At 36.0% G+C, this 15,267-nt stretch carries 13 protein-coding genes and 1 tRNA gene; 8 read left to right on the top strand and 6 right to left on the bottom strand.

The window, feature by feature from the left end:
* The first annotated feature begins 23 nt into the window (after window positions 1–23).
* Complete coding sequence (gene lon, locus QY322_02150) at window positions 24–2,393, top strand: endopeptidase La (protein ID WKZ26091.1); 2,370 nt, start codon at window positions 24–26, stop codon at window positions 2,391–2,393.
* A gap of 13 nt (window positions 2,394–2,406) precedes the next feature.
* Window positions 2,407–2,480, top strand: a tRNA-Glu gene (locus QY322_02145).
* Window positions 2,481–2,655: 175 nt separating this feature from the next.
* Here QY322_02145 and QY322_02140 read toward each other — a convergent pair.
* On the bottom strand, window positions 2,656–3,999 hold the full coding sequence (locus tag QY322_02140; protein WKZ26090.1) for a recombinase family protein: 1,344 nt from the start codon (window positions 3,997–3,999) through the stop codon (window positions 2,656–2,658).
* Between the two features lie 83 nt (window positions 4,000–4,082).
* Between QY322_02140 and QY322_02135 the strand changes: the two genes are divergently transcribed.
* A complete protein-coding gene (locus QY322_02135; protein ID WKZ26089.1) occupies window positions 4,083–4,829 on the top strand; it encodes a hypothetical protein in 747 nt (248 codons plus the stop codon).
* 343 nt (window positions 4,830–5,172) lie between these two features.
* A complete protein-coding gene (locus QY322_02130) occupies window positions 5,173–5,589 on the top strand; it encodes a hypothetical protein (protein WKZ26088.1) in 417 nt (138 codons plus the stop codon).
* Here the strand turns inward: QY322_02130 and QY322_02125 are convergent.
* On the bottom strand, window positions 5,576–8,251 hold the full coding sequence (locus QY322_02125) for a DNA methyltransferase (protein WKZ26087.1): 2,676 nt from the start codon (window positions 8,249–8,251) through the stop codon (window positions 5,576–5,578). The two genes, QY322_02130 and QY322_02125, sit on opposite strands and share 14 nt — an antisense overlap.
* Before the next feature lie 70 nt (window positions 8,252–8,321).
* Complete coding sequence (locus QY322_02120) at window positions 8,322–8,534, bottom strand: helix-turn-helix transcriptional regulator (GenBank protein ID WKZ26086.1); 213 nt, start codon at window positions 8,532–8,534, stop codon at window positions 8,322–8,324.
* 127 nt (window positions 8,535–8,661) lie between these two features.
* Here QY322_02120 and QY322_02115 point away from each other — a divergent pair, with 127 nt between their 5' ends.
* Window positions 8,662–9,063 (top strand): SHOCT domain-containing protein, encoded by a 402-nt coding sequence (locus QY322_02115; protein WKZ26085.1) that lies wholly within the window; start codon window positions 8,662–8,664, stop codon window positions 9,061–9,063.
* Here QY322_02115 and QY322_02110 read toward each other — a convergent pair.
* From QY322_02110 to QY322_02100, 3 genes are read right to left on the bottom strand one after another with little or no spacing between them, the layout of a single operon-like run.
* The gene (locus QY322_02110) at window positions 9,060–9,854 is read right to left on the bottom strand and encodes a hypothetical protein (GenBank protein WKZ26084.1); all 795 of its coding nucleotides are present in this window, start codon (window positions 9,852–9,854) and stop codon (window positions 9,060–9,062) included. The genes QY322_02115 and QY322_02110 overlap by 4 nt on opposite strands.
* A complete protein-coding gene (locus QY322_02105; GenBank protein WKZ26083.1) occupies window positions 9,845–10,441 on the bottom strand; it encodes a hypothetical protein in 597 nt (198 codons plus the stop codon). Before QY322_02105 ends, QY322_02110 begins: the two co-directional genes overlap by 10 nt.
* Window positions 10,438–11,766, bottom strand: a complete 1,329-nt coding sequence (locus QY322_02100) for a DNA methyltransferase (GenBank protein ID WKZ26082.1) — start codon at window positions 11,764–11,766, stop codon at window positions 10,438–10,440. Before QY322_02100 ends, QY322_02105 begins: the two co-directional genes overlap by 4 nt.
* Before the next feature lie 231 nt (window positions 11,767–11,997).
* Between QY322_02100 and QY322_02095 the strand changes: the two genes are divergently transcribed.
* The 3 genes from QY322_02095 to QY322_02085 are packed head-to-tail and all read left to right on the top strand — an operon-like array spanning window position 11,998 to window position 15,265.
* On the top strand, window positions 11,998–12,195 hold the full coding sequence (locus tag QY322_02095; GenBank protein ID WKZ26081.1) for a helix-turn-helix domain-containing protein: 198 nt from the start codon (window positions 11,998–12,000) through the stop codon (window positions 12,193–12,195).
* Window positions 12,179–14,407 (top strand): AAA family ATPase, encoded by a 2,229-nt coding sequence (locus QY322_02090; GenBank protein ID WKZ26080.1) that lies wholly within the window; start codon window positions 12,179–12,181, stop codon window positions 14,405–14,407. Before QY322_02095 ends, QY322_02090 begins: the two co-directional genes overlap by 17 nt.
* Window positions 14,408–14,413: 6 nt before the next feature.
* On the top strand, window positions 14,414–15,265 hold the full coding sequence (locus QY322_02085) for a hypothetical protein (protein ID WKZ26079.1): 852 nt from the start codon (window positions 14,414–14,416) through the stop codon (window positions 15,263–15,265).
* Window positions 15,266–15,267 lie beyond the last annotated feature (2 nt).

The following is a 15,267-nucleotide window of genomic DNA, read 5'->3' as shown; positions in this document are numbered from 1 at the left end:
CACTTTGTTAGACTGCTAAATCAATGAGAAGTGTACCAATTGTACCAATACGAGGCTCTGTTGTTTTTCCCCATACTGATACTTTGTTATCATTTGTAAGGTCTGGATCTGTTTTGGCAGCTGATGAAGCATTCCAAAAAGACAGACTTATTGCTATTTTCACTCAAAAAGATTCAAGAATAAATAACCCTGAAAAAGAAGATTTATATGAAGTTGGAACTTTGGCAACTATTACTCAACTGATGACTGTTGAAGATGGAACCCACGCATTAGTTAAGGGGCAGGCAAGAGTAAAACTATCAGAAATAGTTGCAAAAGACCCATTTGTTATAGGAAATGTGGAAGAATTACCTGATATTTTTGATAACTCTCCAGAATTTGTTGCCCTATCAAATTCACTTTCTGATTTGTTTAAAAAAGCACTTTCACTTGGTAAAACAGTTGAGGTTATGTCTGTTGTAAAATTAATTTCCAACTCATCAAGTCCAAGTGAGATGGTTGACCAAATTGCATCAGTATTAGACATTAAATTCACTGAAAAACAACTACTCCTAGCTACATTCCCATTAATTGAAAGAATGAGAAAAGTTCAAGAACTTTTAAATAGAGAAATTAGTGTTTTGGAAATTGAAAAGACTATTTCAACTAACACGCAAGCTCAGTTTGACGAAATAATGAAGAAAAACATTTTAAGAGAAAAGAAGAGGGCAATTGACAAAGAACTTGGAGTAATTGGGGGTAAAGGTGGAGAAGAGGGAGAAATAGACTCTGAAGAAATTAAGGAATACAAGAAAAAAATTGCTGATGCCAAAATGCCCAAAGATGTTGAGACTAAGGCCTTAAAGGAGTTAACCAAGCTTTCAAAAATGAGTTCTTTTAATCCTGAGTCTGGATTTTTAAGAAATTATCTAGATTGGTTGTGTGAGGTACCTTGGAGTGTGGTATCCCCAAACAATGTATCAATTACCAAAGCTGGTAAAACAATGGAAAAAAGGCACTATGGTTTAAAAAAGACAAAGGAAAGAATTTTGGAATATTTATCAGTTATGAAGCTTTTGGAGGAAAAAAAGAAAAAGGGTAAAGAAGGAAACTATCAACCCACAATTCTTTGTTTTATTGGTCCCCCAGGAGTTGGTAAAACATCAATTGGTCGTGCAATTGCAGAAGCAATGGGTAGAAAATTTGCAAGAATTTCACTCGGAGGAATTAGAGATGAGGCAGAAATCAGGGGTCATAGGAGAACATATGTTGGTGCACTTCCAGGAAGAATTATTCAAGGTATAAAACAAGCGGGGACTAAAAACCCTGTTTTTATGCTTGATGAAATAGATAAGGTTGGCTCAGACTTTAGGGGTGACCCAAGTTCTGCATTATTGGAAGCTTTAGACCCTGAACAAAACAGGGAATTCTCAGATCACTATTTGGAAGTTCCATTTGACTTATCAGGTGTTTTTTTCATAGCCACAGGAAATATATTAGATACTATTCCATCAGCTCTAAAAGACAGAATGGAAATAATTCAGTTTGCAGGTTATACAGAAGAAGAAAAGTTTGAGATTGCAAACAGATTTATATTACCAAAACAACTCAAAAATCATGGACTAGAAGATATAAGTATAAAAATTACAGATAAGGCATTAAAAGAAATGGTATCAAAGTATACAAGAGAGTCGGGTGTTAGAAACTTGGAAAGAAACATAGCAACTGTTATGAGAAAATTAGCAAGGTTAAAAGCAGAAAAGAAAAAATTCCCTAGATCTATTAATTCAAGTCATTTACTAAAGTTTTTAGGTCCTCACAAATATTCATCTTTAATTGCAGAAAAGAAAAATGAAGTGGGGATGTCAACAGGTCTTGCAGTAACTTCAGTAGGTGGAGAAATACTCTTCATTGAAGTTTCTTTAATGCCTGGACGTGGGAGACTTACTTTAACAGGTCAGTTGGGAGATGTTATGAAAGAATCAGCCCAAGCTGCATTTACCTGGGCAAGATCTAATTATAAGTTGTTAGGATTAAAGCCAGATTTTTCTTCAAAACTTGATATTCATATCCACGTTCCAGAAGGTGCAGTACCAAAAGATGGACCATCTGCAGGAACATCAATTACAACTGCTTTAGTTTCAGCTCTAACTAAGATTCCAACAAGAAGAGATACGGGTATGACAGGTGAAATATCTCTAAGAGGTCATGTAATGGAAATAGGGGGAGTAAAAGAAAAAACAATTGCAGGTCATAGGGCAGGACTTAAAACAATAATTTTACCTAAAGAAAATAAAAAAGATATGGAAGATGTACCAGAAAAAGTAAAGAAAGATATTAATTTTGTCTTTGCAGAAAAATTAGAAGATGTTTTAAAAGTTTCCCTCACAAAGTGGCCAATTGTGGTAAAATAACCCTATTCTAGGAGGCCCCATCGTCTAGTGGCCTAGGACACTTGGTTCTCATCCAAGAGATCGTGAGTTCGAATCTCACTGGGGTCACATATATCGCAAGGTTCAGCCAGACCTGCTCGCATGGCCAGAAAAGCTCAACAACACTTGCTAATCTTCTATCATCTTGCCCAGAAAACACTTTTATATCCTGTAATAGTGAAGAAATGGCCTTGTTTTAGACCAAGTTTAGACAACGAAAAGTACACCAGATATTAATCTGGAGTTATTTTTCTATTGTTATAGTTCTTTTAGATAGAATAAATTTAGTTTTGATAAAACTCAATGCTTCTTGTCTTTCTTCAGCAGTTCCAACTTGTAATATGTGCAAAAGATAGTTTTTAGTCATTTCGTTTTTATCAATTGTGGTTTGTGGAACTCTATTAAATTCTGGTAGATACCCGTCTATAAATTCTTGGTGTAGCACTTGTGTTTTTAGTCTATGATATCTTTCAATATCTTCTTGAATTTTTCTATTTATACCAGAGTTGTTGAATTTAATTTTATCTATGTTTGCAATTAATTGTTTTACTAAATCGTTTTCGGTAATATACGGCTCGTCACACTCGTAATTTACAGATCTAGCACAGTGATAGTAAATATGTTTAGTATACCCACCACCTTTTAATTTTCTAAGTTTGTCATCAGCAGTTATTCCACCGTTACAACCACCACATCTAAATATCTTTTTAAACGGAAAGATCTTATTGTGATAGCTTTTTGGAGGTGTTTCAAGCATTATTTGAACTTTGTCAAACAATTCCTTTGAGATTAATGGTTTATGCTTTCCTTGATACCAAGTTCCACTTCCAACTGGAAATTCAAATTCTCCATAATAAAAAGGGTTACTAAGAGTTGTATATAACCTACTTAATGCTAGTGGTTTATCATTTTTAGTTTTAAACCCAATTCTATCTAACCAGTTCTTTATAGCCCTTCCACTGTGACCTTGGTTCGCCATCCGATCAAACATCTGTTTGACAAAGGAGGATCGTTCTTGGTCAATAATGATGAGTTCGTCTTTATGTCCATCTCCTGCTTGATTTAGATAACCCAGAGGAGCAACTGATGGTCTCCACCCCATACTACACTTAGTTCTCAACCCTCTTTGAACGTTTAATCCTTTGTTATCATTTTCAAGCTTTGCTTGAGAGCAGAGAATCATTAATAAAAACTTTTCATTTGGACTGTTTGAAAAACTTTGTGAATATGTCTGGATTTTTACTAATTTTCCTTGATCCATTAAATCAACTACAGATCCTAAGTCTCCTGCGTTTCTCGAAAGCCTATCAGGAGCCCAAGTTAAAATTCCGTTAAATTTCTTTTGTCTTAAATCTTGAAGTAATTCAGTAAATACAGGTCTTGATCCAGACATTTTTGCAGAATGACTTTCTTTTTTAATCGCTTTAATTTTTAAATTATCTCGTTTAGCTAAAGTCAGCATCTCATCAATCTGAGAATCAATCGACATTGCTTGCCTTTCATCGGATTCCGAAGACTTACGAGCATAGAGACAATATTCTATCTTGGGCGGTTCTATCGTCGTATTTTGGTTGTATTTGGCACTCATTTCAGTAGTCAATGTACCGCTGTCTCTTGAGGAAGTCTAGGTTCAAAATAGCATAATAGTCTTATACCCGATATAATTCCATCATGGAAATAAAATTATCTAAATTTTTGCAGCCAAAAAGAAGGCTAACTAGACAAAGAAGCGGATTTAATGTTGGTGGTATTAAAACAGGTAGTGAATGTTTATTATCACAAACTAAAGTTTTCAGAATTAATGGTTCTCAGATAACTCTTTCTAAAAAAGATCCTAGTGTCGTCTTCACTAAATTGTTTGATAAGAACCTAGGAATTTATGGTGCTGGTGGTTACATAAAAATTAGTACAAATTCAGAGTTAACTATAAAGATCGAGTTGACTGATGAGAGCGGTTTAATTGCTGAGTCCAAGAAAACCTATAAGGTCTCTAATAGTCATTGGGTTAGAGTGGGAAACGACCTACAAATAGAAGTAGAAGATGGTGCCAAAACTTACAGTGTCTCAGTTTCTCTGAAAATCGTGTCAGCCACACCCAACTTCCAATTGGAAATATATGAGCTGTATGCAGATGTAGTCAAATTCTATGCTGAAAAATCGAATTACTTTAATGCTTTCTATGAAAAGACAGATTTATATAAACCGGATATTTACTATCTCGATTCTTGTGAATTTGACTTTGATGTTAAAGATCCTGAGCAAATTGAGCCTGGATATATTGTGAGTAAATCGTGCAACAGATGTGCCAGGTTCCTTCCAATTGATGTTGAAAATGAGTCAAATTCTTTAGGATTTAGCAATCATTGTAAGAAAAAGGCACCCTGCGTTCATAACGCTTTCAGTAGATATATTTATTGAAAATCCCGAAAGTATCCGGAACTGTCCAAAAAAATTAAGACAGGCCGTCATTGAAGCTGGTGAAAAGAAATATTTAAAGACAAACTTCGGGTTTCAATTAGAATGTCGAACCTGTAAGAAGTTTGAAGTTAATTCACCGCTAAATCCTTTGCGAAATAAAGCTCAACACCACGAAGACAGTGCGCGAAGGCGGGCTTTCGAACGTCTTATTATCGAGCTTACCAAACAAGATGTCGTAAAGACGTTTCGTAGTGCGAATGGGATAGAATTTCAGGACTATATTTGGAATAACTTTTCGAAATCTTGTTTTGGTTGTGGCAAGAAGCTAGAAAAAATTACCGATATGGATATCGATCACACACTTCCACTTGTCTATCTTTGGCCCTTGGATGCCACGGCTACAGCTTTATGTAAGAGTTGTAACTCTTTGAAACACGATCTTTTTCCCAGTGAATTTAAACTTTACGACAAAAACAAGTTAATGATTCTTTCAAAATTAACTGGGATTCCCTATGAAGTTATTTCGAGCAAAGAAAGAACAGTGAATGAGTCAGTTTCTGGTCTCCTTAAAGAAAACGTTGAGTGGGTTTTCGAAGACTTTTTATCAAGAAATGACTACCAAAAGATTAAGAAAGGCAAAAAAGTTGCAGATCTCATTTTTAAAGCTCTGAATAAAGTTCTTACTACAACAAATATCGACTTGATCTCCATTTATAGAAAAAAAACTGGTAAGTTTCCTAGTTCAATTAGTTTGGAATAAGAACAAGATATTGGTGATCAACAACCGTTCCTTTGTCAGTAACACCATGTGACTCACCTTTTCTAACACTCTCCTCAAAGATATCTGCAGTATCAAACCATGGTTTAGCTTTTTCAGATAAAACGGTTGCCATGTCACACTTCTTGCTTTTTCCGAGATGCATCACAAGCGTTCCATTTTTTTTGAGTCTCTCCTTTGCTTGACTAAATATTGAGTTATATACAGAGAAATCCTTTTTCTGTAATTCCTCTATAAAGTCAACAGAATCTGTTTTAAAGTTTTCCTCATCCCATCCTGCGAACCAAAGTCTCATCCAGTTTGATACATAAAATCTTGTGCTATCAAAAAAAGGAGGGCTTGTTATTATCGAATCTAAGTTTTTAACTTCTTCTGGCCAAGGCTTCAAAGAGTTTTGAAAGTACATTTTACCTTTTGCAAAATTGGTCCTATCAAAGTGTTTAAATGAACGATCAATTTTTTCTTTTAGTTTTGTAATTAAATTTTTGTACTCAAATTCTCCAGTTGGTGCAAATGGAGTAATCCCATGAGACCTTCTACTGAGGGCATATGGTCTGTTGCCATGTAATATGTGAAGAATGGATGCAAGAACAATAGATTTCTCTGGAGTATCGAACCCGTTTTTTCTAAAATACTCTCTCGATACTAAAATCTCATTTAGAGTATCTTTATGAAAATAATCTACTAATTTTTTATTAAATCCAAACCTTTCCGCTTTTTCATGGATCATTTCATCAACACTTTCATTTCGGATGTGGCTTTCTAGATCTGAGATTATTTCATAAGTTCTTTCTTTTGATGGCAATGTCAACTTTGCTCGAGAAATTGCAATTGCTGGGTTACTAATATCGAATCCAAAAGATTTTTTGCCTTGTAGCGCAGCTTCTAATGGAATAGTGCCAACTCCTGCAAAAATATCTAATACCGATCCATTTGGAGGGACAAATATCGATACCAACATATTTGCTATGGATGGCTTTAGCTTTCCTTGATATGAACAGAGTGAGTGCATAGGATCACCCCAATTTCTCTTAGAGAAAGGAACTTTTTGATGGGGCAGGTCTTTCTTAAAATCATTCCATGAATTTTGCCAAGCATACGCTTGGTCCAATGGAACTAGGCTGTCCTTCTTTGGTTTCGAGTATCTAAAGATTAGCAATACCTGTCGTAATTCAGCACCACTTTTAGATATTCTTCTGCGCAAAACAACATTTTTTTCGAATTTATATCCAATATTAGTCAATATGGAAATTAATATTTCATCAGTTTTTACATGAACATCACTATAAATCGAGTCACCCAAATCAATTGCCAACACTGCATTATCATTTAAGTGTCTTTGTAGTCCTTCAAAGATAATCTTCATATCAGCAAAATAATCATGAACCATCTTCGGAATTCTCTTGTCATAAGCATTTTTTCTCATGATTTCTAGTAAATCATTAAGTTGTTTGTTCTCGATAAGTTTTTCTTCTTTGAAAGAAACATCGTTAATACCAGCCGTCACCGCCTGTCTTCGGAATTCATTTAGATCCTTTGGAGTTTTCAAATTTCCCAAAAACCAAAGCTCAACTTTTGTGTTTCTAAAATAGTTTGTTCCATTTAAATATGGTGGGCTTGTGATGACAGCATCGATTCCAACTGATTCCAAATCCTTTAACTTTCGAGCGTCGTCAGTTAGAAATATGGGTTCGGAGGCTTTTTTTATCACTTTAAGATCGTCGATTATATTTTGAAGACATTGTTCTAGAGTCTCAAAATATTCAGATTTTTTAGCCTTTAAGAGCTCACTTTGATTTTTGAATCTCAGATCACCTTGTCGTTTTAATAGTGAAACTTTTATCAAACTCCCCAATACGGCAGTACAAACTAGGTCAGATATTAAATTTTCAGACTTAGATAAACCATTCAAATAAGTCTTTGTTTTAAGTATGTATGAAAATACTTCATCGTTAAAGAATTTACTGCTTCCAAAAGTGTCTTGATATGCTTTCCTTAATACTTCATCTTCGGCTTGTTTGATAATATTCTTTTTAAGATTAGATTTTATCTCGTTTAGTATTTCAATTGTCTTCTCTTTATTTACGATATTTCTAGCCTTAAACTTTGTTTGAGATAAAAATTGCAGTAACGGATTTACCTCTGAATAATAAGATGTGTACTTCAAAGTAGAAGTTACTAGTGGGGTAGTTCCTGACCCAGAAAACGGATCATAAATTGTTCTGGTATTTTTATTCAAATAGTTGTTAATTATGTGAGTAACAAAATCTGGAGAATATCCCTCGAGGTAGGGAAACCAAGATTGTAATGGAAGCTTCTTGCCACCTTCGAAGGTTACATGAATGGGGTCAATTTTCAATAATGGTAACTGGCCATTAACCCCTTCCTCATTAGTGTGGCTTTGCGAAAAGTTTTTACGTAGTTTCCAAAGACAGTAGGTGTTTAGTGCCAAATGCTCTTGATCTGCTTTGTCAGTCAGATCTTTGAGTGTTTGAGCGGATAGCAAACTTCTAATCTCAAGGCTAGAGATATTTTTTAGAATATCGTATAAATCTAAGTCCTTCTCTGAAAAAGCTAGAGTAAATGACTTAGAATCTTGATCGCTGTAATTTGGAAAGTAAATTGATTTAAATAGCTGTGACATATGTATATATCATATAATGATATTCACATACATAAGTCAACTGGGTGTTACTGCATCACTTGGCGATGGGTTAGAAAAAATCACTAATTGGAGACTTGAGTGCTTTGGCGATTTTCTCAAGTATCTCGAGAGAGGGTGCATTTCTACCTTGCTCAATATAACCCATATAAGCCCGACTAATGCCGACTTTATAACCCACATCTTCCTGAGTGAGTCCAAGTTCCTTCCTGCGCTTCTGGACTCTCTTGCCTAGGACTTTTGGTAACTTTGCATTTTTTCTCATTCATACATTGTCGAAATATCTTAGAGGATAGTCCACTTAACCACAGTTAGCATTTAGCCTGGTAAAGAGCTTGATTTTATGCTAAATGTAAGTTAGCATTGCATCATTACGATAGGAGGTGAAAACTATGAAAGTACTACTTAAAGCCAGAACCACCAAAGGATTCTTAATGGTCTATGACGACAGAGTCGCTATAGAGCTTAAATTCCTCGGATCATATAAGGCTAACACCATCATGAAAGAACAACTCACAGGAGTTGAAATTAAAGTAGTGATGGCGGCTGTATTCATGTCTCCAGGAGCAGCTACCGTCAAAGTGTTTGGTACAGGTGATCAAAAGCTCGAAGCTCCTTTTGTGAAAGTTGCCGAAGCCAAGAAGGCTGAAGAACTCATCCTTAATCTGATGAAGAAAAAATCAGGTGGAGCAAGTGACGCAGATGAACTCGAGAAGCTTAGTCAACTTAAAGACAAAGGAATCTTAACCCAAGAAGAGTTTGACCAGAAGAAAAAACAGATCCTTGGACTTTAAAGATCTGCTTTAGTTAAATCTCCAAGTACGCTCTTAACGTACTTAAGCGAATTTTCTGCGAAATCTATAGATATGTGTCCAACATGACGTTCTAAACCATCAACATAGTTTTGATGGTTTCTATCTAATACCAAATTGATCATTTCCGAACTACAACAAAGATACGCTCCATTTAAATATTCAAAGTCCTCATTGTGACTGCTTATTGGCTTACTTAACCACAACTTTAATAAACTCAGACACTGGAAATCTTTTAGTTCCGCTAACTCATGAAGATAACAGTTCAATGTCAGAATGTTATCGATGTCCTGAATAAAGTATTTAAATGTGTCTCCCAAAGACTCTAAAGTTTGAGTGAAAGTTTTGGTGCTGTGGTGATAATAAGAATACGAGCCAAAATCTAACAAGGAACCTTTGGTCTTATGAATTGGTGTTGCTTGAAATTCCGCTTTAATTAGCCTGAGTTGAGTTATCAGCATTAACCCTTTATATGCCTGCTTGGTGCTATTACTATCTTGATCGAGCATGGATTCATAGGCAAAGTTATATTCCTGGTACTCATCAGGTGATTCGGCTCTTGTTTGTTGAACCATAAAGTTGACCATCACAGGTGAAATTGGCCCCGTTGCTCGTTCAGCGGCAATGTATGGATTGGCTTCTCTCTCAATATTAATGAGGCCGTTCAAAATGCCCTTACGTTCGAGATATCGCAACTGAATCGCTTCAAATGGTGTCAGAACCACACCTTTTGAAATAATCTTTTGAATGAGAGATGCTTTATTTAAGTCCATGTTTTTTCGAATTTCTTCTTTTCTTTGCGTTCTACTTTTCTTCTTAGGACTTCAGTCATAATTTCAGCTTCAGCTTTTCTGGTCATAACATCTTCAGCTCGAAGTTGGGAGATAAACATCTTTAGTATTAACTGGGCAAATTTTTCGCTGATAAAACCTCTAAAAACATATGAGGTCAGCATCTCCTGACCCTGTTTAAAGGTGCTTTTGTTATAGAGAAGCTGTGTCAGTTCATTTATATTTGCTTCCGTCAGGCTATCTTTATTGCTGATCGTTGAAATCTCATATTTTGGCGCATAAGTGGGATGATGATGTTTAAGCCAAAAGATAATTCCTGTTGGGTGCTTATCCTTTATTAATGAAAGAAGCTGAGACTCTGCCATGTCATTCATGAGTAGAGTTCCTTCGCCAATGGCCACATCAGATTTATCAGCAAAATCTTTGTCTTCTTGTCGCCAGCGATAGTAACTGGCTCGGCTAATCCCAACCTTCTCACATGCAATTTGGACAATTGGTATCTTAGTGAACTGTAGTAACAGTAGTTCCTTATTCCTCGCTTGGCGTTTGGCAGTAGTTTCATCGATCATAGTTTCTTTGCTTTTAGTCCAGTCAGCTTTCCCCAGCGTTTAATAATGACCTCGGTATAGACTGGCGATTTTTCCATGATGTAGCATCGGCGCTTCATCTTGGTTGAGGCCATCAGAGTGCTTCCACTGCCTCCAAATGGCTCAATAATGAGATCGCCACGCTTAGTGAGCATCTTAATATATGGAATGAGGATTTCAGTGGGCTTCGTACCAAAAATTACACCTTGCCCAGAATGCTTCTCATCTGAGGCTACGTACTCGATGAAATCAGTTGGTTGGTTCTTCCTGCCTCGCTCGTAGCCTTCCCAGTGGGGTTTGCCTGCTATGGCATATAGTGCGGTCTCGTATTCTTCTTGTAACCCGTCTGCTTCTTCTTCCCAGTTGAACTCAACATCTACATCTGGTGAAGCACCAACCATGGCTATGTCATGTTTAGAGAAAAACTTGTGTTTAGCTGAAAATCCTTGATGTCTGTTGGGTAAGTGCCAGACGATCATGTTCTTAACCTTCCAGAATTTCTCCATCTCACCCCAAATGGTACGAATGTTCTTCCAGTTCTCGTAAACAATAATACTGAAATGTTCTTTTTGGGCTTTGGCGATATTGCCCATCCATTTCTCAGTAAAGTCTGGTGGAAGCACATCAGTTTCCAAATATCTTCTATCTCGCTTTGCACCAAACCCTGTAACTGCCGAGCCATGCTTTTTCTTGCCATTGAGGTAATCGAGGATGTAAGGCGGATCAGTAAAACACATATCCGCTTTCTCACCATTCATAAGCTTGGTGAAGTCTTCTACTATTGTTGAGTCGCCACACATTAACCGACTTCCGTCCAACTCATACACATCACCTTTTTTAGTGTTTATAGTCTCTATGTCTAGCTTCTTTAACTCTTTTTCAAGATTAAATTCCTCAGGCGTGTCTTCGATATCAAAGATCGTGTCGAGTTCACCGCTGGTAAAACCAATATCAGTAAGTAGCGAGACATCGAACTTCGCCAACAGATTCCAATCAAACTCGCCAGTATTTTTATTGAGGCGAATATTGAGTTCTTTTTCCCTATCAAGATCTGGTATATCGACGTATACGACAGGAACGGTGGTGTAACCTAGCTCTTTGATTGTCTCCAACCTAAAGTTGCCTCCGATAACTATGTTTTTGCGGGCAAGCGAGGAGTTTGCGACTATCGGGTCGACAATCCCAAATCGACGGATGCTTTCTTTTAATTGTTCTTTAGCAAGGTCGTCATGCTTGCGAGGGTTATAGTCTGGTGTGATGAGTTCGTTCACGGGAACTTCCACCGTTTGAATCTTTGTGTCTTTCATAATTAAGCCAATTTACCACGGGTTTTTGAATGACCTAGGTGACACGGTGGAGGTGGGTGAAACGGAGGGTAATACATAAAATAGACCGATTTAACGACCTAAATAATTTTCTTCAGTTTTTTAAATTCACCGAAACTACCCACTTGACAAGGTTTTAGCAATCAAGACTTTATTTGTCATTAGAAGGAAATTGGTGTAAGTTATTGTTAACTATTGGTAGGTTAACAAAAAATGAAAAATGACGACAAAATACCAGAACTACTGAGCATGAGGGAGGCCTGTGAACTATTAAAAGTTCATCCTAATACCTTAAGATTGTGGGATAAAAAAGGCATTCTTAAGGCTGTACGATTTGGAACAAGAAAAGACAGGAAATATAGAAAAGAAGATATCAAGAAGTTTATTGAAAACTATGATCAAGAAAATTAAGAAGATAAAAAACTTAGGAATATTCAGTGACTATGTCTGGGATTCTTCTTTGCCTGATTTTAAAAGGTACAACATTATTTATGGATGGAATGGCTGTGGCAAAACCACTCTTTCTAGTCTTTTTGACACCCTCGAATCTGGACAGTCAACTAAGTTCCCGGAACTGGAATATGAAATTGATTCTGAATCTGGAGTAACCAAGCAAGGAACAACCTACTCCAGAAAAGTGAGAGTGTTCAATCAAGATTATGTTGCAAATAATGTACAGGTCTTATCTTGTACTGCAAAACCAATATACATTCTGGGAGAAGAGAATAAAAAAATTGCAGATCAGATAGAAAAGGATGAGAAAGAAGTTATCAGCCTTAATTCTCAAATCAAGAAACATAAACTAGATTTGGAAAATCAAGAAAAGGATAAAAATAAGAAGTTTACTGATATTGCGAGAACAATTAGTTCCAACACCTCAGGTGAGGCCACTCGTCGGTATGACAAACGAGACGCCGAAGAAGCTTTCAAAAAACTTTTAAAGAAGGAATTGATTGATGAGGCTGGACTTACTAAGCATAACCTCACCCTTAGACAACTAGAAAAGCCTCAGCTAACCCTACTTTCCACTCCTCAGTTGGTGATTGGGGGTAATACCTATGACACCAATAAAGGTATAGAAAAAATAAATGAGGTAGCCGTTAACTTGTGTAGAGAAACTGTTGAAACAGTAATAATAGACAAACTAAAAGACAATGCCGATATTTCAGAGTGGGTTGAAAATGGTATTCACATCCACGAAACACACAAGTCAACCGTCTGCGAATTCTGTAATCAAAGTTTACCAAAAGAAAGGCTTCTCGAGCTCGCAAAACACTTCAATGACGCTGACAAAAAGCTAAAGATTAAAATCGACGAGAATTTATCTGACCTCAGGTCACTTTATTCACAGATTGAGACAGTAAAAACGATAGATAAAGCGAATCTTTATGATGAAATTCAACCAGATTACCAAAAGAAGGCAGAGAAATTTGAGACAGTAAAAAAGACCATCCTAGGTGAGATCACAAAAGCTGGAACTTTAGTAAAAGAAAAAAAGTCAAAGACCACTGAAGTAGTTAATTTTGAACAAAAAATAAATCTAGATGAATTTCTTAGTGCAATCAGTGAAATAAATGAATTGATCAAACAGCATAATGATAAATCAAACAATTTTAAGAATGAAAAATTAAATGCCCAAAAAGAATTGGAAAAACATTATTTAAGCACTATTTTTGATGACATCAATGAACTTGAGACAAAAATGGAAAATAGCAAGAAAGACTTGACCAACAAAAAGAGTGATCTTGAATCAACAAGTAAGGCCATCATCGAAAATAAGAGCAAAATATCTTCCTCGCACAAAGCCTGTAAGGCGATTAATGATGGTATAAAAACTTTCCTAGGAAGGGATGAAATAACTTTTGAGGTAGAAGGTGATGGTTATGTTATTAAGCGACATGGAAAAATAGCTGAGAATTTAAGTGAGGGAGAAAAAACAGCAATTGCATTCGTGTATTTTACTGTTCATTTACAGGATCAGAATTTTGACACGAAAGAAGGAATTTTAGTAATAGACGACCCTGTATCTAGTTTAGATTCTAATTCATTATTTCAAGCTTTTGCCTTCTTAAAAAATTCAGTTAAGGATGCAAAGCAAATATTTGTACTGACTCACAATTTTGATTTTCTTAGATTACTTTTAAATTGGGTAAAAAATATTCCTAACAGTGCAGGCGAAAAAAGCTATTACATGATCAAAAATACTGACACTACTGCGGGGAGAGTAGCCAGCATCTCCCTGCTAGACAAAGATCTTCAGGATCATGAGAGTGAATACCATTTTCTTTTTAAACTTCTCTATACATTTAAGTCTGATGGCACAATCATGTCTGTATATCATATGCCTAATATAGCCAGGAAAGCATTAGAGACATTCTTAATGTTTAGAGTCCCAAGCAACCAGAGTCCGTTCAAAAAACTTGAATCATTAAATGATAAATTTGATCAAAACAAACTTACAGCAATATATAAGTTCACAAACGATCAATCACACATAACTGGAAAAGGTCTTGATCCCTCTTTGGTTCAAGAGACTCAAAAGAATGTTAAATATTTGCTTGAAATGATTCAAACAACATTCCCAGAACACTATTCAATATTGGAGAAATCAATTACTGGATAGATACACATGTCAAATATTACTAATATTGAAAAATTGAAACTTGAACGAATACTTGAAATGGGTGGTGGTTATGTTCTTGACCTTTCCAATCAAAAACTTCAGGAGTTTGTTCATTCGGCTATAAAAATTGATATATGGAGTGATAAATACTCTTATGCAAGCGGATCAAAAGCTAATAGGCTGAGATCTCTATGGGAGCAAGAGCCTAACCATATTGTCGGAAAGTTAATAGCCGACTTACTAGAGTACTGGAAAACAAAGAGGCTTATTGATGGCGTGGTTATTACAAGTAACGATCAGTCTCTTTTTGATGAATGTCAAAAGATCGTCATTAGACTTGTGGGAGGCCAACCGCCAAAACAATCAGATCAAGTATCATCTGAAGATGAATTTATAAATAAAGAATTTAAGAGTGTTTCTCTGGAAAAATTAGGTTTGGATACAACAATCACTGATACCCTTAGCCAAAGAATTGAAGAAATTAGGAAGTGTTTATCATCAAAGTCTTCTTTAGCAACTATCTTCTTATGTGGCAGCACATTGGAAGGAATTCTTCTAGGGACAGCAAGTAAATACGCTAGAAAATTCAATCAATCAAAATGCGCCCCTCAGAAAGAAGGAAAAGTTCTACCTTTTCACAACTGGACACTATCTAATTTTATTGACACCGCGAGTGATCTCAAAATTTTGGGGGATGATGTGAAGAAACATAGTCACGCACTAAGAGATTTTAGAAATTACATTCACCCCTACCAGCAGGTAGCGAGCGGTTTTAGTCCACATGAACATACAGCAAAAATTAGCTGGCAGGTTTTACAGGCCGCTATTTTCGAGATAGGAAACTATAAAGACAGTTAAAG

Source organism: bacterium, from assembly GCA_030583725.1.
Lineage (GTDB): Bacteria > Patescibacteriota > Microgenomatia > UBA8517 > UBA8517 > JAUYMM01.
This window is presented reverse-complemented; position numbering and strand designations above follow the sequence as displayed.